This is a genomic window from Kitasatospora sp. NPDC091207, assembly GCF_044768625.1.
Lineage (GTDB): Bacteria > Actinomycetota > Actinomycetes > Streptomycetales > Streptomycetaceae > Kitasatospora.
The window spans coordinates 120491-147131 of the sequence record NZ_JBIVVS010000002.1 but is presented as its reverse complement, the minus strand read 5'-3'; the positions used below and the strand labels follow the sequence as shown (position 1 = coordinate 147131).

Here is a 26641-nt window from a genome sequence, read left to right as displayed (position 1 = left end):
CGCCTTCGGTGAGTGCACGAAGCGCCCTGCCCGCGCACGGAACCCCCCCATGCATCAGAAGGTGGCCCCGCCATGCCCGAACCGCTTGACAGCACCCCGAGTGACCAGCTCTGCTCGCTCCCGCGTCATCCTTCCTCCGCCTCCGCCGCGCGGATCGTCCTGCGGGGCTTCCTGTCCGACCTCAAGGACGGTGAACGCTACGCCGAGGCGGCCGATTTGATCGTGACGGAGCTGGTCGCGCACACCGTGCGGCGTCCGCGGGTGCCCGAACACCTGCTCATCGACGTGCTGTTCGAGTACGCCGTCCCCTCCGGGCTGCGGATCGAGGTGCACGACATCGGGCGTGCCGACCCGGGCCGGCGCCCAAGAGGCGGCGCGGAGGCGGGAACCGGGCTCGGGCTCGTCCGGGAGTTCTGCTCCGCCTGGGGCGAGCAGGTGAGCGAGGGCGAACTCACCACCAGCCTCGTCTGGGCGCAGCTCGACCCGCCGCCGGGCCCCGCCGCATAGGGTCAGGTCCATGGACGAACGAATCGAGCACGCGCGACGTCTCTGCCACCAGGCGGTGTTCGGGGGTGAGACGGACGTCCTGCCCGTCGCCGACCGCGAGTTGGACGCCGTCGAGGCCGACCTCACGCTGATCCGCGGCCGGATCCTGCACGCCCGCTTCCTGGAGCAGCGCATTTCGGACGAGCGCGAGTTGGAGCTCTTCCAGCACGCGTCCCACCTCTACCGGAGCCTCGGGGACGGGCGCGGCGAGGCCGAGGCGCAGTTCTGGATCGGCATCTATCACCAGGTCGTCCAGGCTGACGACGACGCCGCGCTGCCCGCCCTCCAGCGCTCCCGCGAGCTCGCCACCGCCGCCGGCGACGACCTCACGCTCTCCTACGCCCTGCGCCACCTCGGCATCGCCGAGCACAAGGCGGGCCGACTGCCCGCCGCCCGCGCGCTGCTGGAGGAGTCGACCCGGCTGCGCCGCGCACTCGCCTTCCCGGACGGTGTGGCCGCCAATCTGGTCGGCCTCGGGTACATCGCCGTCGCCGAGGGCCGCCCCGGCGACGCGCGCGCGCTGCTCGACGAGGCCGCCGAACTCGCCGCGTCCGCCGGGGCGAAGGCCGTCCTGGACGCGATCGACGAGGCGCGTGGCGCGCTCTGAGGTGTCTCGTCCGGCTGGGCTCAGCCGACGTCGACCTGGAGGAAGGGGCGCGTCCCGTCCACGTAGATGCGCGCGTCGATGATCGCCGGCCGACGGGCGGGAGTGACGTCGAGTCGGCACGTCGTCATGACCGTGCAGCCGTCGAAGCTGGGTGTCGAAGGGGCGAGGACGCCGGCGACGCCGACCTGTTCCCGGAGCCACCTCACCACGATGTTGACCTTGTCCGGGCAGCCGTTGACGCACGTGTCGGGTGACGCGTAGGTCATGACGGCCCTCCCGTCGCCGCCCTTGGCCTCGGATGTCCGCGCGAAGCCGAACGGCGTCCCGAACTCCCGGGCGGCCAGGAGGTTGGCCGGGTAGGCCGCGGCGTCGGATCCGGCCGGGTCGTCCTTGCGAACGGCTGCCTTGCCGTCGGCCGTCCCGCGGTCGTACAGGGCGCCGCCGCCCGTCCACGCGCCCACCGCGAGGGCGAGGACGGCGGCTGCGGTCAGGGCGAGCCGGCCGGGCCTGCCGCGCCGTGGCGTGGGCGGCGCGTCGTCCGGTCGCGCGGCCGAGGGCGGCGGGAGGGCGTCGGCAGTCGGCGGATCGTGTCTCTCGGACCGGGCGGGACGCTCGGGCACGGTGGCGGGGGGCGGCAGGGCGTCGGCGAGTCGGGTCAGGAGGACATGAAGGCGGTCGGCGGTCGGTCGCTCGGCCGGGTCCTTGCGGAGCAGACCGGCGAGTACCGGTTCCAACGGGCCGGCACGTCGGGCTGGGGCGGGTTCCTCCGTCGCGACCGCGACGAGCACCGCGCCCGGATTGGTGCCGACGAACGGGGGACGCGCCTCGGTCGCGGTGTAGAGCGTGGCACCGAGCGACCAGAGGTCGGACTCGGCCGTGGCGGGCAGGCCCCGGGCCTGCTCGGGCGCCATGAAGGCAGGGGTGCCGATCAGCAGACCCGAGGCCGTCAGGGTCGCGTCGCCTTCGAGCGTGGCGATGCCGAAGTCGGTCAGGACGACCCGGTTCCGTTCCAGAAGGATGTTGGCGGGTTTGATGTCCCGATGGGTGATGCCCGCCCGATGTGCGGCTCGCAGCGCGTCGAGCACCTGGAGTCCGATGTGGACCACCTGGTCGAGGGGCAGCGGACCGTTCTCCCTCAGGAGGTCGTCGAGGGACCGGCCGTGCACCAGCTCCATGACGATCCAGGGGCGGCCGTCCTCGTCGGTGATCAGATCGTGGACGGTGATGATGCCCGGATGCTTCAGCCGGGCGGCGGCGCGCGCTTCGCGGTCCAGCCGGGCGACCCAGTTGGCGCGTTCGCCGTCGGTGAGGTGGGCCGGCAAGCGGAGTTCCTTGACCGCGACGTCGCGGGCCAGTCGGTGGTCGTGGGCGCGCCAGACCGCTCCCATGCCGCCCTGTCCCAGCGCGCCGGTCAACCGGTACCGCCCTGCCAGTACCTGCCCGAGATCGTCAGTCACAGCGGGGAATATAGCCGTGCCGGAAGCCCTGCGGGGAAAGGCCCTTGGCGGTCGCGGTCGGAGGTGCGCGGCAGCGTGCTCACGCGCTGCGGTCGGCCAGGACCTCCCGGATCACATGGCGGGCGTTGGCGGCCAGGGCCGGGTTGGTGGTGCGGTAGTAGGGGAGTTGGATCAGGGCGATGGACAGCGCCCAGGCACGGCCGCGCTCCCAGGCGGCGTCGTCGGCGGTGAGGGCGGCCCGGAAGACCGGGCGGGCGGTGGCGGGGAGCAGGTTCCAGGCGACGATCAGGTCGACGGTCGGGTCGCCGACGCCCATCAGGCCGAAGTCGATCACCGCGGTGAGGTGTTGACGGCTGAGCAGGACGTTGCCGGGCGAGAGGTCGCCGTGCATCCAGGTGGGCCCTCCGACGTGGTCCGGCAGCCGAAGTGCCTTTTCCCACACGGCCGTTGCCGCCTCGGTGTCGATCGCGCCGCGGAGCCGGCCGATCGCCGCCCGGGTGGAGGCGTCGCGCGCGGCCAGCGGCACGCCCCGGGGGGCCGGCGGGCCGCCGGTGGGGTCGACCGTGCGGAGCGCGGTCACGAACCCGGCCAGGTCCTGGGCGAGTTGGAAGGGAGCGGTGGTCGCCCCGACGACCGGGTTGGCGCCGTCCAGCCAGCGCAGCACCGACCACTCCCACGGGTAGCCGGCGGTCGGCCGGCCCAGCGCGAGCGGGGCGGGCACGGGCAGTGGCAGCTGCGGGGCCAGCTGCGGCAGCCACCGGTGCTCGCGCCCGACGCTCTCGGCCGCCCAGCCCACCCGGGGCAGCCGGACGGCGAGTTCGGGGCCGAGCCGGAACATCGCGTTGTCCGTCCCCGCCCCGGCGACGCGTTCGAGGGGCAGCCCCTTCCACTGCGGGAACTGGGCCGCGAGCAGCCGCCGTACCAGGGCGGTGTCGATGTCCGGTTCGTCGTCGTGCAGGCGGTCGTGCATCCGAGCGGCAGCGCACATGCCCGGCACTGTACTCCCGGGCTCCCCGGCCTTCTGCGGTATTTCGAACACTAGGGTGGGGCCGTGAGGACTTCGTGGGAGCGTTGGGTCGTGTGGGGGGCGCTAGGGGGCGTGGCCGCACTCATGGCCGCCGCGATGGCCGGCCGCGTCGGCCGGAGGCCGGGTGGGCTGGTGGTCCTGCAGGAGTGGTTCGACGAGCCGCTGCTGCTCGGGACCTCGATCCTCGTCCTGCTCTTCGTGGCGCTGGTGTTCGTTCCCTGGAGGATCTGGATTCGCAGTGTGCTCGGCACCGTGGTGCTGACCCTCGGCCTGGGCACCGTGCCGCTCTGGATCTTCGCGGACGATCCGGTGACGACGCGCACCGAGGCGGCGCCCGGCCGGACGGACCGCCGGCTGGTGGTCAAGGAGGGCGCCGCGTTGATCGACCCGCTCTGGTGGGTCTACGTCGACGAGGGTGCGGGCCTGGGCACGCGCCGCTGGCCGGTCGCCTTCGTCAACGGCGACTGGAACTCGCTCAGGGAGATCAGCTGGGCCGGCCCCGACCAACTCCGCCTGGTGACGGACCACGAGTCCCATCTGATCCGCGTCCGCGCCGACGGCCGGCCGGAGCGGACGGTCGTCGACGCCTTCTGAGGCCGGGACGGCCGTCGGCCGACTGCTCGACCCCGCCATCACCTCACCTCCCGGCGGGGGCAGCCGGGCGGTGTCGCCGCGCAGTGCCAGAATGCGGGGGTACGGGGAAAGCAACTCTGGAGAAGGTGACCGGCTTCGTGAGCACGCCAGACGAACAGGTGGCCCAGCAGGCCCAGCAGGCGATCGAGCGGAAGATCGCCGAGGAACTGGGCGTCCGCGGCGGGCAGGTGAAGGCCGCCGTCGACCTGCTCGACGGCGGCGCGACCGTGCCGTTCGTGGCCCGCTACCGCAAGGAGGCCACCGGCTCGCTCGACGACACCCAGCTGCGCACCCTGGAGGAGCGGCTGCGCTACCTGCGGGAGCTGGAGGAGCGGCGCGCAGCCGTCCTGGAGTCGATCGAGGCGCAGGGCAAGCTGGACGACGTGCTGCGCGGGCAGATCCTCGCCGCCGACTCCAAGGCGCGCCTGGAGGACATCTACCTCCCCTACAAGCCGAAGCGGCGCACCAAGGCGCAGATCGCCCGTGAGGCCGGTCTGGAGCCGCTCGCCGACACCCTGCTCGCCGACCCGACCCGGGATCCGGCGACCGTGGCGGACGCCTACCTGAACGACACGGTGGCCGACCGGGCCGCCGCGCTGGAGGGCGCGCGGGCCATCCTGGTCGAGCGGTTCGGCGAGGACGCCGACCTGGTGGGCTCGCTGCGCGAGCGGATGTGGACGCGGGGCCGGCTGGTCGCCACCGTCCGCGCGGGCAAGGAGCAGGACGGCGCCAAGTTCGCCGACTACTTCGACTTCGCCGAGCCGTACACCAAGCTCCCCTCGCACCGGATCCTGGCGATGCTGCGCGGCGAGAAGGAGGAGGTGCTGGACCTCGACCTCTCCCCGTTCGACGGTGAGGAGCGCGGCGACCTCCCCGGCGAGAGCGACTACGAGCAGCGGATCGCCGCCCGCTTCGGCATCGCCGACCACGGCCGCCCGGGCGACAAGTGGCTCGGCGACACCGTCCGCTGGGCCTGGCGCACCCGCGTCCTGGTACGGCTCGGCATCGACCTGCGCGGCCGGCTGCGCCAGGAGGCCGAGGACGAGGCGGTGCGCGTCTTCGCCGCCAACCTGCGCGACCTGCTGCTCGCCGCCCCGGCGGGCACCCGCGCCACGATGGGTCTGGACCCGGGCTTCCGGACCGGTGTGAAGGTCGCGATCGTGGACGCCACCGGGAAGGTCCTCGCGTACGACACGATCTACCCGCACCAGCCGGCCAACAAGTGGGACGCCGCCCTGGCCACGCTGGCGGCGCTGGCGAAGAAGCACGGCGTCGACCTGGTGGCGATCGGCAACGGCACCGCGTCCCGCGAGACCGACAAGCTCGCCGAGGACCTGATCAAGCGTCACCCGGAGCTGAAGCTCACCCGGGCGATGGTCAGCGAGGCCGGCGCCTCGGTCTACTCGGCCTCCGCGTTCGCCTCGCAGGAGCTGCCCGAGCTGGACGTGTCGATCCGCGGCGCGGTCTCCATCGCCCGCCGCCTCCAGGACCCGCTCGCCGAGCTGGTCAAGATCGACCCCAAGTCGATCGGCGTCGGCCAGTACCAGCACGACCTGAGCGAGGTGAAGCTGTCCCGCTCGCTGGACGCGGTGGTCGAGGACTGCGTCAACGCGGTCGGCGTGGACGTCAACACCGCCTCCGCGCCACTGCTCACCCGGGTGTCCGGCATCACCGGCACGCTCGCGGACAACATCGTCGCGCACCGCGACGCCAACGGCCCGTTCCGGACCCGCAAGGCGCTCAAGGACGTCGCCCGGCTCGGCCCGAAGGCGTTCGAGCAGTGCGCGGGCTTCCTGCGGATCCCGGACGGCGACGACCCGCTGGACGCCTCCGGCGTGCACCCGGAGGCGTACCCGGTGGTGCGCCGGATCCTCGCCGGCACCGGCGGGGAGCTGCGTGGGCTGATCGGCAACAGCGCCGCGCTGCGGGCGCTGCGGCCGGGGGACTACGCCGACGACACCTTCGGCATCCCGACCGTGACCGACATCCTCGGCGAGCTGGACAAGCCGGGCCGCGACCCGCGCCCGGCCTTCCGGACGGCCACCTTCAAGGAGGGCGTCGACAAGATCGGGGACCTGGAGGCCGGCATGGTGCTGGAGGGCGTGGTGACCAATGTCGCGGCCTTCGGCGCCTTCGTGGACGTGGGCGTCCACCAGGACGGTCTGGTGCACGTCTCGGCGCTGTCGAAGAACTTCGTCAAGGACCCGCGCGAGGTGGTCAAGCCGGGTGACATCGTCACCGTGCGGGTGACCACGGTGGACGTGCCGCGCAAGCGGATCGGGCTGACCCTGCGGCTGGACGACGAGGTCGGCGCGGAGCGCGGCGGGGACCGGGGCGGGGACCGCGGTGGCGAGCGCGGTGGGGACCGGGGCGGGCGGCAGGCGCGTCCGCCGCGCCAGGACCGGCGCGGCCCGGGTGGCGGCTCCGCTGCGGGCTCCGGCGGCGGGTCCGGCTCGGGCGGCCAGGCCCCGCTGGGCAACGGCGCCATGGCGGACGCGCTGCGCCGGGCCGGCCTGGCCGGCGGGTCCGGCTCCGAGGGCGGCCGTCGCTCCGGGCGCCGCTGAGCGGCGGAACGGGCCGCCGAGGGCGGTGACAGCAGTACGGCGGGCGGTGGACACGTGGTCCACCGCCCGCCGTACGGCTGTCGTGCCCCGGTGGTCGTGCTCCGGCTGTCGTCCTCCGGTCAGGGAGATCCCCCCGGGGCCGGCCCGGCGCGTGGAGCCGGGGCCCGCCCTCAGCCGGTGGACGATCGCCCGCGCAGCTCCACGGCGAGGCCGATCAGCTCGCCCCACCACTCCTCATGGCCGCCGACCAGCAGCCGCCGGGCCTCGGCCGGCTCCATCGCCCGGACCTCGACCACCTGCTCGCCGTCGTCGGGGTTGGTCGGGGAGGAGTCCACCGAGACCTCCGCCCAGCCCCAGAGCCAGGCCTTCTCGGGGTGCGGCTGCCACGGCCGGTAGGGCTCCGGGTTGTCCGTCACACAGCGGTGGGCCCCGAGCCAGGACGGCTCGCCGAGCAGGCGCGCGCCCGCCTCCTCGCGCAGCTCACGGACCAGGCAGGACTCGATCGACTCGCCGCTCTCCCGCGTGCCGCCCGGCAGGAACCAGTGGTCGCGGTCGTCCCGGCAGAGCACTACCAGCCCGTCGGAGAAGCCCACCAGGTGGATGTTGGTGATGAGCTCGTCCGGCGGCATCGCGGTGGAGAACTGGGCGTCGTAGCGGCCCCACGTCCAGTACTGCGGAGCGTGCAACGCGGGGAAGCGTGCGGCCAGTTGGGCCGCTCTGTCGGAGATGTCCGGCCGGTCCGTGGTATCGGTCATTCGGTGATCGTAGTCCCGGCCGGACGCAGCAGGGGCGTGGTCGCCTGGACGAGTGCGAGGTCGGCCGCGTCGATTGCCCGGGGGCGGCGCGGGATGGTCGCCTCAAGTGGGACGCCGACCCAACTGCCCAGCGACATCTCGGCGGTGATGCCCGGACCGAAGCCCGCGATCAGCCCGTGAGTGCCGTCCGGGACGCCGCCCTCCTCGAAGAGCCGGGCGAGGGCGTCGAAGACGACCGCGCTGGCGATGTTGCCGCGCTCGGTGAGGGTCGCGCGGCTGAAACGGAAGGCGGCGGGCTCCAGGTTGAGGAAGTGGCAGAGGTCGTCGAGGATCCGCGGGCCACCGGCGTGCACGATGTAGAAGCCCAGGCCCGAGATGTCCCAGCTGTGTTCGGTGGCCAGCGTGCGCAGCGCGGGGGCGAGCATCTCCATGGTGCCGGGGACGCGCTTGTCGAGCTGGAAGTGGAAGCCGGTGTCCTTGACGCCGTACGAGATCCAGTCCTCGGTGTGCGGGACGAGGTGCGAGCCGTTGCGCTCGATGTGCACGCCGGTGCCGCCGCGGCCGCGCATCACGACGGCGGCGACGGCGTCCCCGAACAGGCCGTTGGAGAGCAGCGAGCCGACCCCGAGGTCGGTCGGCTGGTAGCAGAGCGAGCAGAACTCGCAGGCCACGATGAGGACGTTGGCGCCCGGGTAGGCGCGGCAGAAGTCGTGCGCCCGGTTGACGGCCGCGCCGCCCGCCGCACAGCCGAGCTGGGCGATCGGCACCTGGCGGGTGTCGGAGCGGAAGCCCATGCGGTTGATCAGCCAGGCGGTCAGCGAGGGCATCATGAAGCCGGTGCAGGACACGTAGATGATCAGGTCGACCTCGCGCGCGGACAGCTCGGCGTACCCGAGGGCGCGTTCGACCACCTCGGGCACGCGCTCCTTGGCCTCGCGCTCGTAGACCGCGTTGCGGGTGGTGAAGCCGGGGTGGCGCAAGGTCTCCTCGATGGGCTGGACCAGATGCCTGGTCCTGACCCCGGTGTTCTCGATCAGGCGCAGTGCCAGGCCGAGTTGCGGGTGTTCGGCGTGCAGGTCGCGGGCCAGGTCGAGGGTCTCTTCCAGGGTGATGACGTGTTCGGGGACGGCGATGGCGGGTCGGCAGAGTGTTGCCATGGGTACGGGTCTCCCCTGGAGGGCCTACGGATGCGTCGGACGGGCGCCGGGCCGGCGCGGCGGGGAGGTGGTCACCAGGCGACCGGCAGGGTGCGCGGGTAGCGCCAGATCGAGCCCGTCCGCCAGTCCAGCTCGGCGGCCGGCACGGCGAGCCGGAGGTCCGGGAAGCGGCGCAGCAGGGTGCCGATGGCCACCTGGAGCTCCATCCGGGCCAGGTGGGCGCCGGCGCAGTGGTGCGTCCCGTAGCCGAAGGCCATGTGGTTGGCCGAGCCGCGGTCGAGGTCCAGCTCGTCGGGCCGCTCGAACATCGCCGGGTCGCGGTTGGCGGCGAGGTAGGAGACGTGGACGGCCTCGCCGGCCCTGATCAGTACGCCGCCGAGTTCGACGTCCTCGGTGGCGACCCGGGCGATGCCGACGCCCTGGCGGAACGGGATGAAGCGGAGCGACTCCTCGACGGCGCGCGGCAGCAGCTCCGGCTGGGCGCGGAGCTTGGCGAGCTGCTCGGGGTGGGTCAGCAGGGTGTAGGTGATGTTGCTCAGCTGGTAGGTGCTGGTGTCGTGCCCGGTGACCAGCAGGACCATGGCCATCACGGCGAGCTCCTGGTCGTCCAGCAGCTCCTCCTCGTCCCGGGCGGTGGCCAGGGCGCTGATCAGGTCCTCGCCGGGGGAGCGGCGGCGGGCGGCGGTCAGCTCGGAGAAGTAGGCGCGCAGCGCGGCCTTGGCGTCGACCTGGCCGGCTCCGCTGCCGGGGCCCATCGCCATCATCGCGACGGCGTGGCCGCGCAGCTCCGCGCGGTCCTCCTCGGGGATGTCCAGCAGCTCGCAGATGGTGACGAGCGGGAGCCGGCTCGCGAGGTGGTGCACGAAGTCGGCGGGCGAGCCGTGCTCCTCCATGTCGTCCAGGAAGCCGTCGACGATCCGCTGGGTCTTCGGCCGCAGCTGCTCGACCTGGCGGTTGGTGAACCCCTTGGCGACCAGCCGGCGCAGCCGGTTGTGGGCCGGCGGGTCCATCAGGTTGATCGCCTCGACCTGGGCGATCGGGGCGGGCGTCATCCGGGGCAGGTCGCGGCCGATGCCGGCGGCGCGGCTGAAGCGGCGGTCGGTGGTGACGACACGGACGTCCTCGTAGCGGGTGGCCAGCCAGGCCTCGCCCTCGCCGTGCGGCAGCCGGATCCTGGCGACCGGGTCCTCGGTGAGCAACTGCTTGAGGAGGGGGTCGAACTCCAGGCCTTCGGTGTGGTTGAAGGGGCAGTCCCACACGGGGGCGGAGGTAGTCACGGGATTATCCAAAAGGCCGGAGCTGGTGCCGCCCGACCGGGGATCGTTCGGGCGCGGACGTGCTGATGTTCCCCCACCAGGAGGCGGAAATGTGGATAAGGCAGATAGTTCGCTCGATCGAGCGAGATAGATGATTGTCATGCGAAATACGGGAGTTGGCGCCTCCGGCCGAGCCGGGAGAAGGCGGCCCCCGTGGCGGCCGGGGGCGGCCGGGGGTTGGGGCGGCCGGGCCAGAACCGGGCGGGCGTTCGAGGCGTCCGTTCAGGCGTGATCAAAGCTGTCCTCGGCTCCGTGCCGATGTTCTGGACCGGGCTGTTCTGCTCGCTGGTGCCGGCCGCGCTGCTGAACCAGCCGGTGGGGCGCCTGCTGCGCGCGCACTGGGCGGTCGCGTTCCTGCTGCTGCTGGCCCTCGGTGGAGTGCTGACGCTGACCCTGCTGCCCGACGCCCAGGGGCCGGTGCGGGAACTCTCCCGGGCGGCCGTCCGGCACTGCGCCCTCGACGGCGCCGGGCTGCGCGCGCCGGGTGGCCGGCTGACCTCGCGGCACACCGACCTGAACGTCGCGCTGTTCGTCCCGGTCGGCCTCGCCGCCGCGCTGGCCGGCACCCGGCGCCGGGCGGCGGTCGTCCTGCTGGGCGCGGCGGCGCTGCCCTTCGCGGTCGAACTCGCCCAGTACGCGGTGCCCGCGATCGGCCGGGCCTGCGACGCCCGGGACGTCCGGGACAACCTGGCCGGGCTCGCCCTCGGCGCGGGGATCGGCCTGCTCGCGGGCCCGCTCGCCCGGGCCGGCGCGCGCTCGCGGCGGGAGGGGCGGGCCTGACCCGCGCGCGGCGGCGGAGTGGCGGGCCCGGCCCGTGCGCGCGGCGCCGCACCGGGCCGGCCGGGGGCGCCGGGTCAGGCACCGGGTGAGGAGCCGAAGTTGAGCGCGTACAGCGAGCGCGCGAGGTCCGGGGTCACGAAGTCCAGCGGGACGGTGCCGAGGACCGGGCGCGCGGCGCGGTCCAGGGCGCCGAGGTAGGAGCGCAGCTTCGGGGTGATCGCGTCGGCGGCCTGGCGCGGCCACAGGCCCCAGCCGGAGCTGGAGGTGAAGGTGAGGAACAGCCGCCCCGGGTCACCGGCGGCGCGGGCGGCGTCCAGGTGGGCGGAGACCTCGGGCCACTTGCGGGAGTCGATCTCGAAGACGGTGCCGATGTCGTAGTCGTCCTCGACGTCCGTCCGGGGCCCGCCCCAGCGCAGGCCGGGCAGGCCGGAGTTGTCGGCCAGCAGTACCACCCGGCCGCGGACCTCGCCCAGCCGGGGGAGCCGGTCCTCGGTCCAGAACAGGCCCGGCCAGCGCCCCTGGTAGCCGGCGAAGAGCGCGCCGAACTCGGTGTCGGAGACCGTGGAGTACTCCTGCTTGACCCGCATCACCAGGGTCTCGTCCGGGTGCGCGCCGAGGAAGGCCAGGCACTGGTTGAGGACGTCGCCGAAGAAGGTCTGCTGGAAGACCGGTCCGTGATGGATCGCGAGCACGCCGTCGACGGCGCGGCAGCGGATGTCCAGGAAGCGCACACCGGCCGCGAACTGGTCCGGCAGGGCGAGCGTCTGGGTCTGGGCCAGCGCACCGCCGTACCGGGCGCAGCTGTCGTGGGTGCCGGGCAGGGTGAGCCGGGCGAGCGGGGCCCGGGCGTCGACGGCGGCCAGCCAGTCCGCCCCCGCCGGGACGCCGAGCGCCGACGCCCGGGGTGCGGTCGCCCCGAGGCCGGCCACGGTGAGGGCGCCCAGCAGGGCGGTCCGGGTGAAGGCGCGCCGGCTCATCGGCGGCTGCCCGGCCGGCGTGGGCGCGGCCGGTTCCCGGGTGTTCGGGGTGCGCGTGGTCACGGACACGGTCGGGTACCCCCGTCGGGTGTGGTGGGCCGGTGCACGACACCGGCATGCTCATTGTGAGGAGACCGGCCCGTCCTGCCCAGACCCGCGGCGCCCCGGCGTGGACCCGGTGCCGGACCCGGTGGCGGCGCCCGGCCTCACCAGGCCGCCTCGCGGTAGTCCTTGAGGAAGACGCCCGACACCGGCGCGCCCGCCTCGCCGCGGACGATCGGGTCGTAGACCCGGGCGGCGCCGTCGACGATGTCGAGCGGGGTGCGGAAGCCGTCGGCGGCCAGCCGGGTCTTCTTGGGGGCCGGGTTCTCGTCGGTGATCCAGCCGGTGTCGACCGCGCACATGTGGACGCCCTGGGCGGCGAGTTCGTCGGCGCTGGTGCGGGTGAGCATGTTGAGCGCGGCCTTGGCCATGTTGGTGTGCGGGTGGCCGGCGGTCTTGTTGCGGACGGCGAACCGGCCCTCCACCGCGGTGACGTTGACGATGTAGCGGCGGGGGTGCGGCGAGGCCAGCAGCAGGGGCAGCAGGCGGTCGCAGAGCAGCGCGGGCGCGAGCGCGTTGACCAGCTGGGTCTCCAGCACCTCGGCCGGGTCCAGCGCGCCGAGCCGGGCGGACCAGGAGTTGGCCGGCGCGAGGTCGGGCAGCAGACCCGCCTCGTCGGCCCGCTCCGGCAGCGGGCCGCACGCCGACGGATCGGCGGTGGTGGCGAGTTCGGCGGCGGGCCAGGCGGCGGAGAGGGCGGGCATCGGGCGGAAGCCGGGGGCGTGGACGACCGCCGTGGACGCGGCGGGCAGCGCGGCCCGCTCGCCGGCGGCCAGCAGCGCGTAGGACCCGGGCGGGCGGCGCAGGGTCTGCGCGGCGTTGTTGACCAGGATGTCCAACGGGCGTCCGTCGGAGCGGAGCCGCTCGGCGAGGCCGAGTACCTGGCGGGGGTCGCGCAGGTCGATGCCGACCACGGTGAGGCGGTCGCGCCACTCCGCACTGCCGGCGGCGGCGTGGAAGCGGCGGACGGTGTCGTGCGGGAAGCGGCTGGTGACGATCAGCTCGGCACCGTCGCGCAGCATCATCAGGGCGAGCTGGAAACCGATCTTCACCCGGCCGCCGGTGAGCAGCGCGCGGCGCCCGCGCAGGTCGGTGGCGAGGGCGCGACGGGTGGTGTTGTCGGCGGCGCAGCCGGGGCAGAGCATGTGGTAGAAGGCGCCCACCTGGTGGTAGCGCTGTTTGCAGACGTAGCAGCGGCGGCCGAGCCGGAGTTCGCCGAGCGGCCCGGCCGGGGCGTCGGCCAGCGGCGCGTCCTCGCGGCGGTCGCGGGCCCCGGTGGCGGTCGCGGCGAGCAGGTCGGCGTCGGCCTGCCGGGCCTCGTCCTTGGCGCCCTGGCGGCGGCGCTTGCGGCTCTCGTTGACGAAGGACTTCAGCTGCCGCTCGGCGTGCAGCCGGGCGCGGCTGTCGGCGGGGAGGGCGCGCAGGCGTCCGAGGGTGCGGCTGAAGGCGGCCAGTTCGTCGGCGGTGACCTCGTCGGCCGCGATGTGGTCGTTGCTCCGGACCGTCATGTCCGCCCCCTCGTGCGCTGTGCTGCGATGCCTGGGGACTGTACCGACTGCGCCGGAGAAGTGGGATCACATTATTGGCGACCTGAGGGGGCCCGACCAGGGTGACCGGGCGCTGGTCGGGCCGGCCGGGCGGGGAGGTTTTGTGCGGGCAGGACCCCGGGGTCCGGGTGCTCGGTCACTGCGGGTCGGGCAGGGGGCGCCGGTGGGTTGTGCGGGGTGGGTCGGGGTCGGCTGCCGCTGTGGTGGTGGCGGCTCCCCGGGGGCCTGAGCACCTCGGGGAGCCGCCGGAACGGGGGCTCAGCCGCCGTACTGGGCGAAGATCTTCGCGAACTCGTACGGCTGCTGCGCGATGTTGGTGCACTTGAAGAGCGCGCCCGTGCAGGCGTTGGCGTCCCGGGTGGCGTCCCAGAAGGCCAGCTCGCCGAGGTGGTGCTGCTGGGCGAAGGCCACCAACTGCCGGGCGTCGGCCTGGTCGTAGATCTGGTGGTCGTCGTTCTCCCCGATCATCGGGGTGATGCCGACCGCGGCCCAGAGCTGGGCGTCGCTCTTCGCCGGGTAGAGCGCCTTGAGCTGGCCGTAGAGGCCCTGGGCCGCCTGCACGGCCGCGTCGCCGTAGTCGGCCCCGACGCGGTAGTAGTCCATCGCCATGGCGTTCACCAGGTCGACGTTCACGCCCGCGTCCCGGGCGGAGCGGACGATGGCCACGCCCTCGGCGGTGAGCCCCTCGGGCAGCACCGGCAGGGTGAACGACACCTTCAGGCCCGGGTTGGCCTTCTGCAGCTTGGCGAGCGCGGCGGAGCGGCGGTCGTTGGCGGCGGTGTCGGCGATCGCGGCGCCCTCGATGTCGAAGTCGACGTAGCGCAGGTTGTAGGCCTTGACCACGGCGTCGTACTCGGCGAACAGCGAGTCCACCGTGGTGCAGGCGGCGGCGAGTTCGGTGCCGCTGGCGCCGCCGAAGGAGACCTTGACGTCACCGCCGGCCGCCCGCAGCGCGTCCACCTGGTCCTTGGCCCAACCGGTGCGCGGGTCGTAGGCGTTGAACCAGCTGGCCTTGCAGCCGACGCCGGTGACGAAGCCCATGGTGAAGGACTTCAGGTTGCCGGCCCGGGCCATCGCGGGCATCGACGGGGTCGGCCAGGCGCCCATGTCGATGTACGGGGCCACCGGGACGGCGGTGTTCGGCGGCGGGGTGGTGGACGTCGCCGTGGCGGTCGGGGTGGGGGTCGCCGTCGGGGTGGCCGAAGTCGGCGGCGGGGTGGTCGGGTTGCCGCCGGGGCCGGTGAGCGTGATGTCGTCGGCCAGGTAGGCGCCCTGCCCGTACCAGCCGTGCAGGTAGACCGTCACGCTGGTGGTGGCCGCGCCGGTGGTGAAGGTGGTGGCGAGCTGCTGCCAGGAGGCTCCGCCGGGCGTCCAGACGGCCGGGTCGGTGACCCCGCTGCCGGTGGCGCCGAGGTAGACGTACTGGCCCTGGACCCAGGCGCTCAGCGTGTACTTGGTGTTGGGCTGGACGGCGACCGTCTGCCCGCACTGCGCGGTGTCGCTGCTGCTCACGGCGCCCTTCAGCGCGTACGAGCCGCTGTGCGCGCCGGTGTTGACGATGCTGCCGGTCGTGCCGGAACAGCTCCAGGGGCTCGCCGAGCCGCTCTCCAGGCCGGCGTTGGCGAGCAGGTTGCCGTCGGCCGCGCCGGCGTTCCCGGCGAGGGTGGCGAGCCCACCGGCGGCCAGCACGGTGGCGGCGGCGAGGCTGAGGAGCTTGACCCGGCCGGCGGGGCGGCGGTGCCGGGCGGGGGCGTCGGGCGCGGGAGCGTCGTGGGGCGCGCGTGGCATGGGGGTGCCTCTCGGGACGGTGCCCCCGCGGCTCGCCACGCGAGGGGGAGCGCGGGCGTGCGGTGGGGGCGGTGGGGGCGTGGTCCGGTGCGGGGAGGTGCGCGGTGCAGCTTCAAACTGGACTAGACCAGCTGTGCACGTCAAGCACCTTCGGCACATCAGAGGCGGCTGCGGGGAAGGTTTTAGGAACGGTTTAAGGCGGGCCCTCCTCCCGGGCGGGTGTCCGGTCCGCGCGTGCGTCTTCCGCGGCGCCGGCTCCCGGTCACGGACGTGGAGGTGGGGAGCCTGCGCTGCGGCCGGAGCCATGGCGCAGGGTCAGCGAGGGCTCAGCGAGGGCTCAGGAGGCAGAACTCGTTGCCCTCCGGGTCGGCCAGAACCGTCCAGGAGATCGCGGACCGGTCGATACCGGGGTCGTGGGCGCCCAGGGCGCGCAGTCGGGCTTCCTCTTCTGCCAGGTCGTCACCGGGGTAGGGGCGGACGTCGAGGTGGACGCGGTTCCACCCGCTCTTGGTGTCGGGGGTACGGACGAACTCCAGGTAGGGGCCGACGCCTTGGGCGGAACGCATGGTCGCGTGGTCGTCGGCGACCTCGTGCAGCGTCCAGTCCATCGCCTCGTCCCAGAACCGGGCCATCCCTCGCGGGTCGGCGCAGTCGACGACCACCGCGGCGATCGGTCCGGTGTCCCGGTAGATCGGACGGGGCTCCAGGACGCAGAACTCGTTGCCCTCCGGGTCGGCCATGACCGTCCAGGGGACGTCGCCCTGACCCACGTCGGCGAGCGTCGCGCCGAGGTCCTTCAGGCGCGTGACCAACTCCGCCTGATGGGCGGTCGAGGTGGTGGCCAGGTCGAGGTGCACCCGGTTCTTCACCGTCTTGGGTTCCGGGCGGGCGATGATGTCGATGCAGACGGCCACGGGGTCGGGGTAGGCGAAGCCCACGGGTTCGAGGTTGGTCACGCCCGGTCCCTCGCTGTCGACGCCCCAGCCCAGTGCCTCCGCCCAGAACCGGCCGAGCGCCGAGTCGTCCAGGGCCTTCATATTGATCTGCACAAGTCGTGTTGCCATGCACAGATCCTAGAAGTCGCCGCCGCCCGGGCCGCCGCGACCGGACATCCGCTCGACGTCACCCGGACCGGACAGCGGGGCCCTCCTCGCGCGCGTGCCCGGCGGCCCGGGGCCTGCCGGGCCGCCGGGCCCCGCGCCCCGCTCAGCAGGTGGGACAGGGCTTGCACTCCTGGACCTGGACGTTGTCGACCACCGGGCCGTAGGAGCCGGTGGCGGTGGTGCTGGCGAAGCCGAGCGTGGTGGAGGCGTTGGCGGCCACGAAGGTGAACTGGCGCCCCACGTACCCCATGGCGGCCCGCGACTTGCCGGTGCTGTCGAAGGAGAAGTCCTGGAAGTCCTGGCCGTCGACGAGGGCCCGGCCGGTCTTGACCGCCGGTCCGCCCTCGGGGTTGGCCGCCAGCGAGTACGTCACCGAGTAGGTGGCGCCCGGCGTGGTGGTGAAGGTCTGGGCGACGGCGCCCGGGCCGCCGCCGTTCAGGTCGACGGACTGGTCGCCCTCGGCGGCCTGCCAGAAGCCGGCGCCGATCAGGTCGACGCTCCCCGTCGTGACGCGCCACGGGCCGATCGACTGTCCGGCCGTGAGGTCGACGAAGGTGTTCGCCGCGATCTTCGGGGTCTCGAAGCTGCCGTCGTCGAAACGGCTCAGGGCCCGGGTCTGGGCCGCCGCGCGGTCGGCGGTGCCGGCGGCCTGGGCGGGGACCGTCGAGGCGGCGACGCCGCCGAGGAGCAGGACGGCGACGACGGCGGCGGTGCGGGTGCGCGGGACCGACATGGGGACCTCCCGGGTGGAAGCGGTGGCGGAGCCCGGACCGGGCCCGACAGCGCTCATCGTCGGGGCCCCCGGCGAGGCGGGGCCAGGCTGGGGCGCGGGCGCCTCGTGGTGCGGGGCGAGGCGGGTGAGCTTTCGCGCGCCGGTTTGCCGGGCCGCCGCCCGGCGCGGGCCCGCGGCCGCGCCCGTCCGGGCCCCTGGCCAGGAGCTTCGCCCCGCGCCCGGACGGACGACCCGCCGCGCGGCGGCGTGCGGCGGGCCGTCGGGGCGGGCGGCCGCGCCGGACCGCCGTTGCACACGATCCATCCGCGCGCCCCGGTCCCGCTTCGTACGCTCCCCGTCGGCGGCGCGGTCCGCGTGCCTGCCGGAGCTGTCCGCCCTGTGAAAAGGTCCGCGCCGCCGCCCGGCGGCTCCCTACGGTGACCCGATGACCAAGGACCTGCGTATCTGTTTCATCGGGGACTCCTTCACCCAGGGCATCGGGGATCCGGAGTTCCGCGGCTGGGTCGGCCGGGTGCTCCAGGAGACCGGCCTGGCGCAGCCCGCCGGGCTCACCGCCTTCAACCTGGGCGTCCGGCGCAACACCTCCTCGGACGTGCTGCGCCGGATCTGGCCGGAGGTCGACGCGCGGACCCGGCCGGACGCGGACAACCGGCTGGTGGTCTCGGTCGGCAGCAACGACGCCACGCTGGAGGACGGCGCGCCCCGCGTGGTGCCGGAGCGCTGTCTGGCGAACCTGACCGCGGTGCTGGACGGAGCCCGGGAGCGCGGGCTCGGCGTGCTGGTGGTCGGACCGCCGCCGGTGGTCGGCTGGGGGGAGGAGCATCTGGAGCGCCTGCTGGACCTCGCCGGGCAGCTCGCGGCACTGTGCGCCGGGCGCGGTGTGCCGTTCGTCGACGTGACCGCCGCGGTCGCCGCGCACCCGGGCTGGGCGGCCGAGGCGCTGGCGGGCGACGGGGCGCATCCGGGCGCCGCCGGCTACCGGTTCCTCGCCGGGCTCGTGCTGTCCGGCGGCTGGCCCGGGTGGGTGGGCGGCGAGTGGGCTTGACCTTGAGCGCACTCGAAGGGAGAGGCTGGTGCCGTTGATCGACGACACGAAGGAGCACCGGAAGATGCGTACCGCCACGTTTGGTCAGCAGGGCCCCGAGGTCGGAGTGGTCGGGCTCGGCTGCATGGGGATGACCTGGGCCTACGACCCGGGCAACCGCGACGACGAGACCTCGGTCCGGGTGATCCGGGAGGCGCTGGACCTCGGCGTCACCCTGATCGACACCGCCGACATCTACGGCCCGTACAGCAACGAGGAGGTGGTCGGCGCCGCCCTGGCCGGCCCGTACCGGGAGCGCGCGGTGCTGGCCACCAAGGTCGGCCTGGTGCCGGGCACCGGCGACCGGCGGGTGGGCAACGACGGGCGGCCGGAGCACGTGCGGCGCTCGATTGACGAGAGCCTGCGCCGCCTCGGCACCGACCACGTCGACCTGTACCAGTTGCACCGGGTCGACCCGCAGGTGCCGATCGAGGAGACCTGGGGCGCGCTCGCCGAGGCCGTCGCGGCCGGCAAGGCGCGGCGGATCGGGCTCTCCGAGGTGACCGTCGAGGAGATCAAGCGGGCGCAGGCGGTGCACCCGGTGGCGTCCGTGCAGTCCGAGCTGTCGCTGTGGACCCGGGACGCGCTGGCCGAGGTGCTGCCGTACACCGAGGCCGAGGGCATCGCCTTCCTGCCGTTCTCGCCGCTCGGCCGGGGCTTCCTGACCGGCAGCATCTCCTCTGCGGACGAGCTGCCGGCGGACGACTTCCGGCGCTCGCTGCCGCGCTTCCAGCAGGAGGCGCTGCAGGCCAACCTGGCCCTGGTGGAGAAGGTGCGGGAGGTCGCCGGACGGGTCGGCGCGACGCCCGCGCAGGTCGCGCTGGCCTGGGTGCTGGCCCAGGGGCGGTACGTCTTCCCGATCCCGGGCACCAAGACGCCGCGCTACCTGGCGGACAACGCCGGGGCGGCCGACGTGCTGCTCCCGGCGGCCGACCTGGCCGAGCTGGACGCGCTGCCGGCGCCGACCGGCGGGCGCTACTGACGGTCCGGCGCCACTGACCGCCCGGCGGGGGCGGGCGGGCCGCACCGGCGCGGCCCCCCGCTCCGCCCTCCTCGGCCCCCGCTCCGCCGTGCTCGACCCGCTCAGCCCTCCTTGACCCAGACCAGCTGCCGGCCGGTCTCGCCGGGTGCCCGCACCACCGCGTCGGCGATCCGGTCCAGCCGGAAGCCGAGCTTGCGGGGCACGGCGGCGCTGGCGGCGTTGGCCTGGTCGCAGCGGATCTCCACCCGTCCGACCCCGGGCAGGGCGAGCGCGGCCCCGGCCAGCGCCCCGGCGGCGGTGGTGGCGATGCCGCGGCCGCCGTGCCGCGAACCCACCCAGTAGCCGATCTCCAGCGCGCCCGGTCCGATCCGGCCGTGCAGGCCGAACGAGCCGATCACGCTGCCGGGTTCGGCGTCCAGGCCGACCAGATAGAGGAAATCGGTGCCCGCGTCCCAGGCGGCCGCGCCGGCCCGGGCCAGCTCGGTGGTCTGCGCCAGGGTGGGGGCCTCGGCCGCCCACTCCAGCCAGGGCCGCAGGTGCTCCAGATCGCTCCGGACGGCGGCGTTGAGCGCACGCGCGTAGGCGGTTGAGCGGCGGTGCAGGGAGATCCCGCCGGCCAGCCGCAGCAGTTCCGGCGGCCGGCCGGTGGAGATCTCGCCCGGGGCCGGCCCGCGCCGTCGGGTGGCGGGGCCGGGGTGGCGGACGTCCTCGCTGGGTGGTGGCGTGACGTGTGTCATGACAGCGATTATGGGCGCGCCCCGGAGCGCCGACCACCGGCGAACCGCCGGGGCGCCGGCGCCGCCCCGGGGCGTGTCAGAGGCGTACCAGGACGTCGTCGAGCTCCTTGCGCCGCAGGTCGGGGACGCGCGCCCCCTCCGCCGGGTAGCCCACCGGGATGACGTAGGCGGCCCGCTCCTCGGCCGGCCGTTCGCACACCTCGTTGAGGAACTTCATCGGGCTCGGGGTGTGGGTCAGGGTGGCCAGGCCCGCCTGGTGCAGGGTGGCGAGCAGCAGGCCGACGGCGATGCCGACGGACTCCTTGGTGTAGTAGGGGCGCGGCGACCCCGGGCCCTTGTGCACCTCGAAGACGACGATCACGGCGGGCGCGTCCTCCAGGAACGGCTTCTGCCAGTCGGTGCCGATCGGCGCCAGCGCGGCCAGCCACTCCTCGGAGGCCCGGTGCGCGTAGAACTCGCGCTCCTCGGCCTCGGCGGCCTCGCGCAGCCGCCGCTTGCGCTCCGGATCGGTGATCACCACGAACCGCCAGGGCTGGACGTGCGCGCCGCTGGGCGCGGTGTTCGCGGTGCGGACCGCCCATTCGACGACGCCGTCCGGGATCGGGCGGGTCGCGTAGTCGCGGACGGTCCGGCGCCGGGCCATCACGTCGTGGAAGGACCTGCTGCGTGCCTCGGCCTCGTGGGCGGGCACCGTCATCGGGGTCAGCGGGACGGTCGGGTACGGCGTCCCTGCCTCTGCACTGTCAACCATGGCCGACAGCACAGCACATGACGGGCGGTCCGGGAAGGGTCCGGACCGCCCGAATGGACCAGACCACTCAGCTCTCGTGGACGCGCCCGCCGCGGACCTCGATCCGCCGGTTGACCGACACCGTGTCCAGCATCCGCCGGTCGTGCGTGACCAGCAGCAGCGTGCCGGTGTACGAGGCCAGCGCGGACTCCAACTGCTCGATGGCCGGCAGGTCCAGGTGGTTGGTGGGCTCGTCCAGCACCAGCAGGTTCACCCCGCGGGCCTGGAGCAGCGCCAGCGCCGCCCGGGTGCGCTCGCCGGGGGAGAGGGTGGCGGCCGGCCGCAGGACGTGCGCCGCCTTCAGCCCGAACTTGGCCAGCAGGGTCCGCACCTCCTCCGGCGTCAACTCCGGTACGGCGGCCGCGAACGCGTCCGACAGCGGCTCCCCGCCCAGGAAGAGGCCGCGGGCCTGGTCCACCTCGCCGACCACCACGCCCGAGCCCAGGACGGCGTTGCCGCCGTCGAGTTCGAGCCGGCCGAGCAGCGCGGCCAGCAGCGTGGACTTGCCCGCGCCGTTGGCGCCGGTGATCGCGACCCGGTCGGCCCAGTCGATCTGCAGGTCCACCGGGCCGAACGCGAAGTCGCCGCGACGCACGGTGGCCGAGCGCAGGGTGGCGACCACGGAGCCGGAGCGCGGCGCGGTGGCGATCTCCATCCGCAGCTCCCACTCCTTGCGCGGCTCGTCGACCACGTCCAGCCGCTCGATCATCCGCTGGGTCTGCCGGGCCTTGGAGGCCTGCTTCTCGGTCGACTCGGTCCGCATCGCCCGGCCGATCTTGTCGTTGTCGGAGGACTTCCGGCGCGCGTTGCGCACCCCGTGTTCCATCCAGCCGCGCTGCATCCGCGCCCGGGCCTCCAGGCCCGACTTGGTGTCGGCGTACTCCTCGTAGTCCTCGCGGGCGTGCCGGCGGGCCGTCGCGCGCTCCTCCAGGTACGCCTCGTAGCCGCCGCCGTACAGGTTGACCTGCTGCTGGGCGAGGTCCAGCTCCAGCACCCGGGTGACCGTCCGGGCCAGGAACTCGCGGTCGTGGCTGATCAGCACGGTGCCCGCGCGCAGGCCCTTGACGAAGGACTCCAGGCGCTCCAGGCCGTCCAGGTCGAGGTCGTTGGTCGGCTCGTCCAGCAGGAAGACGTCGTAGCGGGACAGCAGCAGCGAGGCGAGGCCGGCCCGGGCGGCCTGGCCGCCGGAGAGCGCGGTCATCGGCAGATCCAGCGAGACCTTCAGCCCGAGCGAGTCGGCGACCTCCTCGGCCCGCTCCTCCAGATCGGCGCCGCCGAGGTCCAGCCAGCGGTCCAGGCTCGCCGCGTAGGCGTCGTCGGCGCCGGGGCGGCTCTCGACCAGGCCCTCGGTGGCCTCGTCCAGCGCCGCCTGCGCGGCCGCCACGCCGGTGCGCCGGGCCAGGAAGTCCCGGACCGACTCGCCCTCGCGCCGCTCCGGCTCCTGCGGCAGGTGGCCGATGTTGGCGCCCGCCGGGCTGAGCCGCAGCGAACCGCCCTCGGGGGTGTCCAGCCCGGCCAGCAGCCGCAGCAGCGTCGACTTGCCGGCGCCGTTCGCCCCGACGAGCCCGATCACGTCACCGGGGGCGACGACCAGGTCCAGGCCGGAGAAGAGAGTACGGTCGCCGTGGCCGGCGACGAGGTCCTTGACTACGAGTGTGGCGCTCATGATGTCTCCGATTCTAGGAGAGCGGGAGAGCGCCCCGGGGCCCGCGGCGGGAAGGCCGCGGGCCCCGGGGGTCCGGACGGCGGTCGCGCGGGCCGCGGACCCCGTCCGGCGGGCCGCCCGGGTCACGAGCCGGCCGGCCCGCCGGGCCGGCCAGGACGTGACCGGGGTCACTTCCGCTTGGACATGTACTCCAGCGCGTGCTGGGCGACGTCGTCCAGGTACGGGCCGGCCTCCCAGGTGTTGTCGTTGCCGCCGATCGAGGTGTCCGAGACCAGCACCTGCTTGCCGTCCTTGGCCGCGAACCAGCCGCCGCCGCTGTCACCGCCGGTGCCGTTGCAGCCGATGGTCAGCATCGCCGGGCGGCTCGGGTCGATCGTGTGGCGGACCGGCTTGCCGCTGTCGCAGTGCTCCAGCTCCATGCCGTCGAACGGCTTGCCGGCCGGGTAGCCGAAGCTGCTCACGCCGGTGATCTGGTCGCGCGGGGCGTTGAACCAGACCGGCACGGAGCCGCCGACGACCTCCTCCAGCGACTTGTTGCTGCCGTCCGGGTTGGCCACCCGGATGATGCCGAAGTCGTACTGGCTCCACGGGCCGCCGTACTCCGGGTCGGCCTCGTCGGCCCAGGTCGGGGAGACGATGCCGGCCACCGCGCCCCACTCGCCGTACGGCTCGGCCAGCGGCAGCGCGGCCTGCTTGCCGCCGCTCACCGCGCCGGTGCTGTTGAACGCCGGGGCGAAGGTGATGTTGGTGTGCGACTTGCCGCCCTTGCCGCCGTGCAGGCAGTGGCTGGCGGTCCACACCAGATTGCTCTTGCCGGGGTTGGCCGGGTCGGAGACCACGGTGCCGGAGCAGACGTAGTCCTGGTTGCCGTCCTGGAAGAACAGCTTGCCGTTCACGTGGTAGTTCTTCGCGTACGGGTGCGGGACGGGCTTCTCCTGGACCACCTTCGGCAACGGGTCGTTGCCGTTGTCCGCCGGCGGCTGGGAGGCCGGTCCGCTCGGCGCCGCCCCGGTCGGCTGGGCCGTCGGCCGGCCGGTGGGCGAGTCGCCCGGACCGGGCTTGACCGGCTTGGCCTTCAGGATCTTCTGGAGGTCCCAGAAGCCCTGCACGGCCGGGGTGATCACGTTCTGCTGGGCCCACTTGTCCCAGTCCTCGAACTTCCACTTCTTCAGCTCGTCGAGGGTGGGCAGCTTGACCGGTGCGGCGCCCGGCGTACCGGCGGCGCTGGTCACGGCGGTGGTCGGCGCCGCCGTCTGGGCCCCGGTGGCGTCGCTGTTGTCCGGACCGCACGCGGTCGCGACCACCATCGTCAGCGCGACGACGGAGGCGCCCAGCGCGGCACGCGTCGTCCGGGATATCGGTGACATGAGTTCAGTTCCCCCTGTGGATACACGCCGTACCGCCCGAACCGCAGGCGTGGCAGGTGAGGAGTCTGCCACGCGGGCAAAGGCGACCCCGCCCGCGGACCGGACCGGAACGGAGCTGTCACGGGATCGGCACGTGATCCGCACCGAATTAATCGGTTGCGAGGGCCCGGAGGCCTCCGTAGCGTGATCCGAGTCACCCGCCAGAACAGGAGAAGGCCGTTGCTCTACTGAGGTCCCGAGACACCGCCCCCCGCCGCCCCGCAGCCCTGCTGCGCGCGGTGTGTGCGTGTGCGAGTGCGCGATCTCAGTGGTGAGCCGGCCCGGCGTCCCTTCGCCCGATTCCCTCGAAGGCCCCCGGCCCCCTCCAGGCTCCCCGCGTACCGCCCGCGGTGTCTCCCGTGTTGCTCCCCAGATCGTTCGCAACCACCCGGGAGGCCTCCATGGCACAACCCAGCACCGCTGTCCTCTGCACCGACCTCGGCTTCGAATGGCCCGACGGCACGACCGTGCTCGACGGCTTCCACCTCGCCGTCGGCCCCGGCCGGACGGGCCTGATCGGGCTCAACGGCGCGGGCAAGTCCACCCTGCTGCGCCTCGTCGCCGGGGAGCTCACCCCGACCGCCGGCACCGTCAAGGTCGGCGGCGAACTCGGCTACCTGCCGCAGGGCCTGACCCTCGACACCGGGCTGAGGGTCGACGAGGCGCTCGGCATCCGGGCCACCCGCGAGGCCCTGCACGCCATCGAGTCCGGCGACACCGACCAGCGCCACTTCGACGCCGTCGGCGACGACTGGGACGTCGAGGAGCGCGCCCGCGCCACCCTCGACCGGCTCGGCCTGCAACGGCTGGCCCTCGACCGCACCACCGGCGAACTCTCCGGCGGAGAGGCCGTCCTGCTGCGGCTGGCCGCCCTGCTGGTACGCCGCCCCGACGTCCTGCTGCTCGACGAGCCGACCAACAACCTCGACCGGTCCGCCCGCGAGCGGCTGTACGAGACGGTGGCCGGTTGGAGCGGCGTGATGGTGATCGTCAGCCACGACCGCGAGCTGCTGCAGCACGTGGACCAGATCGCCGACCTCAGGGACGGTGAAGTCAGCTGGTACGGCGGCAACTTCGCCGACTACGAGCACACCGTCGCGGCGCAGCAGGAGACCGCCGAGCGGCTGCTGCGCCATGCCGAGGCCGATGTCCAGCGCCAGAAGCGGGACTTGGTCGACGCCCGCAGCAAGCTGGACCGCAGCGCCAGCTACGGCAGGAAGCGCTCCGTCACCCGCAACGACCCGCACATCGTCGCCGGCAAGCTGAAACGCCAGGGCCAGGAGACGGCGGGGCGGCTCCAGGGCATGCACACCGAACGGCTGGAGGACGCCAAACAGCGGCTCACCGCCGCCGAGGAGGCCGTCCGGGACGACGCCGAGATCCGGATCGACCTCCCGCGCACCGCGGTGCCGGCCGGGCGCACCGTGCTCACCCTGCAGAAGGTCCGGCTGGCGTACGGCACCACCGCCGACCTCGATCTGCGCGGGCCCGAGCGGATCGCCCTGACCGGTCGCAACGGCGCGGGCAAGAGCACCCTGCTGCGCACCATCGCGGGCGAACTCGCTCCGCTGGAGGGGGAGATCACCACCCCGGTGCCGCTGCGCCACCTGCCGCAGCGGCTCGACCTGCTGGACGACGGGCTCACCGTCGCGGGGAACGTCAAGCTGTTCGCCCCTTCGGCGGGGGACAACGCGATCCGGGCCCGGCTGGCCCGCTTCCTGTTCCGCGGCGGCCGGGCCGACCAGCTCGCCGCCACCCTCTCCGGCGGCGAGCGGTTCCGCGCCACGCTGGCCGCCCTGCTGCTGGCCGACCCGCCGCCGCAGCTCCTGCTGCTCGACGAGCCGACCAACAACCTCGACCTGGCCAGCGTCCGCCAGCTCACCCAGGCGCTCGCCGCCTATCAGGGGGCGCTGATCGTCGCCAGCCACGATCTGCCGTTCCTGCGCGGCCTCGGGATCACCCGCTGGCTGGAGCTGGACGGCGAACTGCGGCCGGTGGAGCCGATGTAGCCGTGGTGGCTGCGGTGTCCGGTCCGGCTTTCTGGCCGGTCCGGGCCGGTCCGGGCCGTTTCGGTTCGAGCCGGCTCGGTCGGTTCGGGCTGGTCCGGTTCGGCCGGTTCGGCCGGGGCTCAACCCGGCTTTCCGGCCGGGCGGGGTCAGGCGCCGCTGGGCTCCGTCGCCGGCCGCAGCTTGCCGGCGACCAGCGTGCCGAGCCGGTCCAGGCCGATCACCGTCGCCGCGAGGACGACGAACTCCACGGTCAGCAGCGCGATCTGGCCCCAGACGTAGCCGTAGCCCTTGGTCGTCGGGTCGAAGAAGAAGTAGGGGTAGGGCATCGGGTAGTTGGAGAACAGCGCGTTGCGGGCGAGCACGATCGCCGCGTAGCCGAGCGGGAAGGCCAGCCAGAGCGGGACGTCACGCCAGGCGGAGGCGTTGCGCGGCTTCAGGGTCAGCCAGTCGATGATCACCATCACCGGCGTGACGTAGTGGAGGAAGAAGGACGACCAGTGCTGCAGCTTGTCCGGTCCGTCGAAGAGCCCGGGCAGCGGGTTGGCGCCGTGCTCCAGCAGGATGTGCGAGACCAGTCCGGTGATCAGGATGTAGAGCGTGGCGGCCCCGCGCAGCCGGGGGGCGGGCGCGTCCACCGTGCCGCGCTTGACCATCCAGTAGACCGCGCCGATGAAGTAGCCGAGCACGATCACGTTGCTCTGGACGGTGAAGTAGACCAGCGGGGCGGTCTGGAGGGTCAGGCCGAGGCCCGCCGAGAGCACGATGCCCATGCGCCACCAGAGCGCGGGGCTGGTCCGGACTGACATGCGGTCACCAGTTCGTTTCAGGCGATACGGGAGGTATCGGGCGGTGGAGGGGGGAAGGTCGCACTCTAC

The 26641-nt window shown here is 73.8% G+C and carries 23 protein-coding genes; 8 read left to right on the top strand and 15 right to left on the bottom strand.

The genetic code is table 11. The features are described 5' to 3' along the window. Positions 1-72: 72 nt before the first annotated feature. Positions 73-507, top strand: a complete 435-nt coding sequence (locus tag ACIQTO_RS05295) for an ATP-binding protein (RefSeq protein ID WP_402383145.1) — start codon at positions 73-75, stop codon at positions 505-507. 10 nt (positions 508-517) lie between these two features. Continuing rightward, positions 518-1153, top strand: a complete 636-nt coding sequence (locus ACIQTO_RS05290; protein WP_402383143.1) for a tetratricopeptide repeat protein — start codon at positions 518-520, stop codon at positions 1151-1153. Between the two features lie 20 nt (positions 1154-1173). Here ACIQTO_RS05290 and ACIQTO_RS05285 read toward each other — a convergent pair whose 3' ends face one another. After that, the gene (locus ACIQTO_RS05285) at positions 1174-2610 is read right to left on the bottom strand and encodes a protein kinase (RefSeq protein ID WP_402383141.1); all 1437 of its coding nucleotides are present in this window, start codon (positions 2608-2610) and stop codon (positions 1174-1176) included. 79 nt (positions 2611-2689) lie between these two features. Then, entirely contained in the window at positions 2690-3598 is a 909-nt protein-coding gene (locus ACIQTO_RS05280; RefSeq protein WP_402383139.1) for an aminoglycoside phosphotransferase family protein, read from the bottom strand. Positions 3599-3709: 111 nt separating this feature from the next. Between ACIQTO_RS05280 and ACIQTO_RS05275 the strand changes: the two genes are divergently transcribed. Further along, the gene (locus ACIQTO_RS05275; protein ID WP_402383137.1) at positions 3710-4231 is read left to right on the top strand and encodes a hypothetical protein; all 522 of its coding nucleotides are present in this window, start codon (positions 3710-3712) and stop codon (positions 4229-4231) included. 137 nt (positions 4232-4368) lie between these two features. After that, positions 4369-6834 carry a Tex family protein gene (locus ACIQTO_RS05270; RefSeq protein ID WP_402383136.1) on the top strand — a complete coding sequence of 822 codons (2466 nt, stop codon included), beginning with the start codon at positions 4369-4371 and terminating at the stop codon, positions 6832-6834. Positions 6835-7004: 170 nt separating this feature from the next. On the opposite strand, the gene ACIQTO_RS05265 is transcribed toward ACIQTO_RS05270, so the two are convergent. From ACIQTO_RS05265 to ACIQTO_RS05255, 3 genes are all read right to left on the bottom strand, one after another. After that, the gene (locus ACIQTO_RS05265) at positions 7005-7589 is read right to left on the bottom strand and encodes an NUDIX hydrolase (protein ID WP_402383133.1); all 585 of its coding nucleotides are present in this window, start codon (positions 7587-7589) and stop codon (positions 7005-7007) included. Continuing rightward, a complete protein-coding gene (locus ACIQTO_RS05260; RefSeq protein WP_402383131.1) occupies positions 7586-8746 on the bottom strand; it encodes a type III polyketide synthase in 1161 nt (386 codons plus the stop codon). Before ACIQTO_RS05260 ends, ACIQTO_RS05265 begins: the two co-directional genes overlap by 4 nt. Positions 8747-8817: 71 nt before the next feature. Further along, on the bottom strand, positions 8818-10023 hold the full coding sequence (locus tag ACIQTO_RS05255; RefSeq protein WP_402383129.1) for a cytochrome P450: 1206 nt from the start codon (positions 10021-10023) through the stop codon (positions 8818-8820). Positions 10024-10290: 267 nt separating this feature from the next. Between ACIQTO_RS05255 and ACIQTO_RS05250 the strand changes: the two genes are divergently transcribed. Continuing rightward, complete coding sequence (locus ACIQTO_RS05250) at positions 10291-10842, top strand: VanZ family protein (protein ID WP_402383126.1); 552 nt, start codon at positions 10291-10293, stop codon at positions 10840-10842. A gap of 74 nt (positions 10843-10916) precedes the next feature. Here the strand turns inward: ACIQTO_RS05250 and ACIQTO_RS05245 are convergent, their stop codons facing one another. The 5 genes from ACIQTO_RS05245 to ACIQTO_RS05225 form a co-directional block, all read right to left on the bottom strand. After that, a complete protein-coding gene (locus ACIQTO_RS05245; protein WP_402383123.1) occupies positions 10917-11882 on the bottom strand; it encodes a phosphatidylinositol-specific phospholipase C in 966 nt (321 codons plus the stop codon). 143 nt (positions 11883-12025) lie between these two features. Continuing rightward, positions 12026-13429, bottom strand: a complete 1404-nt coding sequence (locus ACIQTO_RS05240; protein WP_402383121.1) for an SDR family oxidoreductase — start codon at positions 13427-13429, stop codon at positions 12026-12028. 297 nt (positions 13430-13726) lie between these two features. Beyond that, a complete protein-coding gene (locus tag ACIQTO_RS05235) occupies positions 13727-15256 on the bottom strand; it encodes a carbohydrate binding domain-containing protein (protein ID WP_402383118.1) in 1530 nt (509 codons plus the stop codon). Between the two features lie 326 nt (positions 15257-15582). Further along, positions 15583-16320 (bottom strand): VOC family protein, encoded by a 738-nt coding sequence (locus ACIQTO_RS05230; protein ID WP_402383115.1) that lies wholly within the window; start codon positions 16318-16320, stop codon positions 15583-15585. A gap of 142 nt (positions 16321-16462) precedes the next feature. Continuing rightward, positions 16463-17092 carry a choice-of-anchor C family protein gene (locus ACIQTO_RS05225; RefSeq protein WP_402383112.1) on the bottom strand — a complete coding sequence of 210 codons (630 nt, stop codon included), beginning with the start codon at positions 17090-17092 and terminating at the stop codon, positions 16463-16465. Between the two features lie 424 nt (positions 17093-17516). On the opposite strand from ACIQTO_RS05225, the gene ACIQTO_RS05220 reads away from it, so the two are divergent. Together ACIQTO_RS05220 and ACIQTO_RS05215 are read left to right on the top strand one after the other, a co-directional pair. Beyond that, positions 17517-18137 (top strand): GDSL-type esterase/lipase family protein, encoded by a 621-nt coding sequence (locus ACIQTO_RS05220; protein WP_402383110.1) that lies wholly within the window; start codon positions 17517-17519, stop codon positions 18135-18137. A 64-nt stretch (positions 18138-18201) separates the two neighbouring features. Next, positions 18202-19158 (top strand): aldo/keto reductase, encoded by a 957-nt coding sequence (locus ACIQTO_RS05215; protein ID WP_402383107.1) that lies wholly within the window; start codon positions 18202-18204, stop codon positions 19156-19158. A gap of 101 nt (positions 19159-19259) precedes the next feature. Here the strand turns inward: ACIQTO_RS05215 and ACIQTO_RS05210 are convergent, their stop codons facing one another. The 4 genes from ACIQTO_RS05210 to ACIQTO_RS05195 form a co-directional block, all read right to left on the bottom strand. Further along, a complete protein-coding gene (locus ACIQTO_RS05210; RefSeq protein WP_402383104.1) occupies positions 19260-19895 on the bottom strand; it encodes a GNAT family N-acetyltransferase in 636 nt (211 codons plus the stop codon). A gap of 76 nt (positions 19896-19971) precedes the next feature. Then, the gene (locus tag ACIQTO_RS05205; RefSeq protein ID WP_402383102.1) at positions 19972-20646 is read right to left on the bottom strand and encodes a nitroreductase family protein; all 675 of its coding nucleotides are present in this window, start codon (positions 20644-20646) and stop codon (positions 19972-19974) included. Between the two features lie 67 nt (positions 20647-20713). Continuing rightward, on the bottom strand, positions 20714-22351 hold the full coding sequence (locus ACIQTO_RS05200) for an ABC-F family ATP-binding cassette domain-containing protein (RefSeq protein ID WP_402383099.1): 1638 nt from the start codon (positions 22349-22351) through the stop codon (positions 20714-20716). 167 nt (positions 22352-22518) lie between these two features. Beyond that, the gene (locus ACIQTO_RS05195) at positions 22519-23718 is read right to left on the bottom strand and encodes a hypothetical protein (RefSeq protein WP_402383097.1); all 1200 of its coding nucleotides are present in this window, start codon (positions 23716-23718) and stop codon (positions 22519-22521) included. Positions 23719-24158: 440 nt separating this feature from the next. On the opposite strand from ACIQTO_RS05195, the gene ACIQTO_RS05190 reads away from it, so the two are divergent. Next, a complete protein-coding gene (locus tag ACIQTO_RS05190) occupies positions 24159-25766 on the top strand; it encodes an ABC-F family ATP-binding cassette domain-containing protein (protein ID WP_402383095.1) in 1608 nt (535 codons plus the stop codon). 146 nt (positions 25767-25912) lie between these two features. On the opposite strand, the gene ACIQTO_RS05185 is transcribed toward ACIQTO_RS05190, so the two are convergent. Then, the gene (locus ACIQTO_RS05185; RefSeq protein ID WP_402383092.1) at positions 25913-26572 is read right to left on the bottom strand and encodes a Pr6Pr family membrane protein; all 660 of its coding nucleotides are present in this window, start codon (positions 26570-26572) and stop codon (positions 25913-25915) included. Positions 26573-26641: the final 69 nt, after the last annotated feature.

Bases quoted from the DNA above. Each gene is read 5' to 3' on its own strand.
- ACIQTO_RS05295 (WP_402383145.1), top strand. From the start codon at position 73: ATGCCCGAACCGCTTGACAGCACCCCGAGTGACCAGCTCTGCTCGCTC.
- ACIQTO_RS05290 (WP_402383143.1), top strand. From the start codon at position 518: ATGGACGAACGAATCGAGCACGCGCGACGTCTCTGCCACCAGGCGGTG.
- ACIQTO_RS05280 (WP_402383139.1), bottom strand. From the start codon at position 3,598: ATGTGCGCTGCCGCTCGGATGCACGACCGCCTGCACGACGACGAACCG.
- ACIQTO_RS05265 (WP_402383133.1), bottom strand. From the start codon at position 7,589: ATGACCGATACCACGGACCGGCCGGACATCTCCGACAGAGCGGCCCAA.
- ACIQTO_RS05260 (WP_402383131.1), bottom strand. From the start codon at position 8,746: ATGGCAACACTCTGCCGACCCGCCATCGCCGTCCCCGAACACGTCATC.
- ACIQTO_RS05240 (WP_402383121.1), bottom strand. From the start codon at position 13,429: ATGACGGTCCGGAGCAACGACCACATCGCGGCCGACGAGGTCACCGCC.
- ACIQTO_RS05235 (WP_402383118.1), bottom strand. From the start codon at position 15,256: ATGCCACGCGCGCCCCACGACGCTCCCGCGCCCGACGCCCCCGCCCGG.
- ACIQTO_RS05230 (WP_402383115.1), bottom strand. From the start codon at position 16,320: ATGGCAACACGACTTGTGCAGATCAATATGAAGGCCCTGGACGACTCG.
- ACIQTO_RS05225 (WP_402383112.1), bottom strand. From the start codon at position 17,092: ATGTCGGTCCCGCGCACCCGCACCGCCGCCGTCGTCGCCGTCCTGCTC.
- ACIQTO_RS05220 (WP_402383110.1), top strand. From the start codon at position 17,517: ATGACCAAGGACCTGCGTATCTGTTTCATCGGGGACTCCTTCACCCAG.
- ACIQTO_RS05215 (WP_402383107.1), top strand. From the start codon at position 18,202: ATGCGTACCGCCACGTTTGGTCAGCAGGGCCCCGAGGTCGGAGTGGTC.
- ACIQTO_RS05210 (WP_402383104.1), bottom strand. From the start codon at position 19,895: ATGACACACGTCACGCCACCACCCAGCGAGGACGTCCGCCACCCCGGC.
- ACIQTO_RS05205 (WP_402383102.1), bottom strand. From the start codon at position 20,646: ATGGTTGACAGTGCAGAGGCAGGGACGCCGTACCCGACCGTCCCGCTG.
- ACIQTO_RS05200 (WP_402383099.1), bottom strand. From the start codon at position 22,351: ATGAGCGCCACACTCGTAGTCAAGGACCTCGTCGCCGGCCACGGCGAC.
- ACIQTO_RS05195 (WP_402383097.1), bottom strand. From the start codon at position 23,718: ATGTCACCGATATCCCGGACGACGCGTGCCGCGCTGGGCGCCTCCGTC.
- ACIQTO_RS05190 (WP_402383095.1), top strand. From the start codon at position 24,159: ATGGCACAACCCAGCACCGCTGTCCTCTGCACCGACCTCGGCTTCGAA.
- ACIQTO_RS05185 (WP_402383092.1), bottom strand. From the start codon at position 26,572: ATGTCAGTCCGGACCAGCCCCGCGCTCTGGTGGCGCATGGGCATCGTG.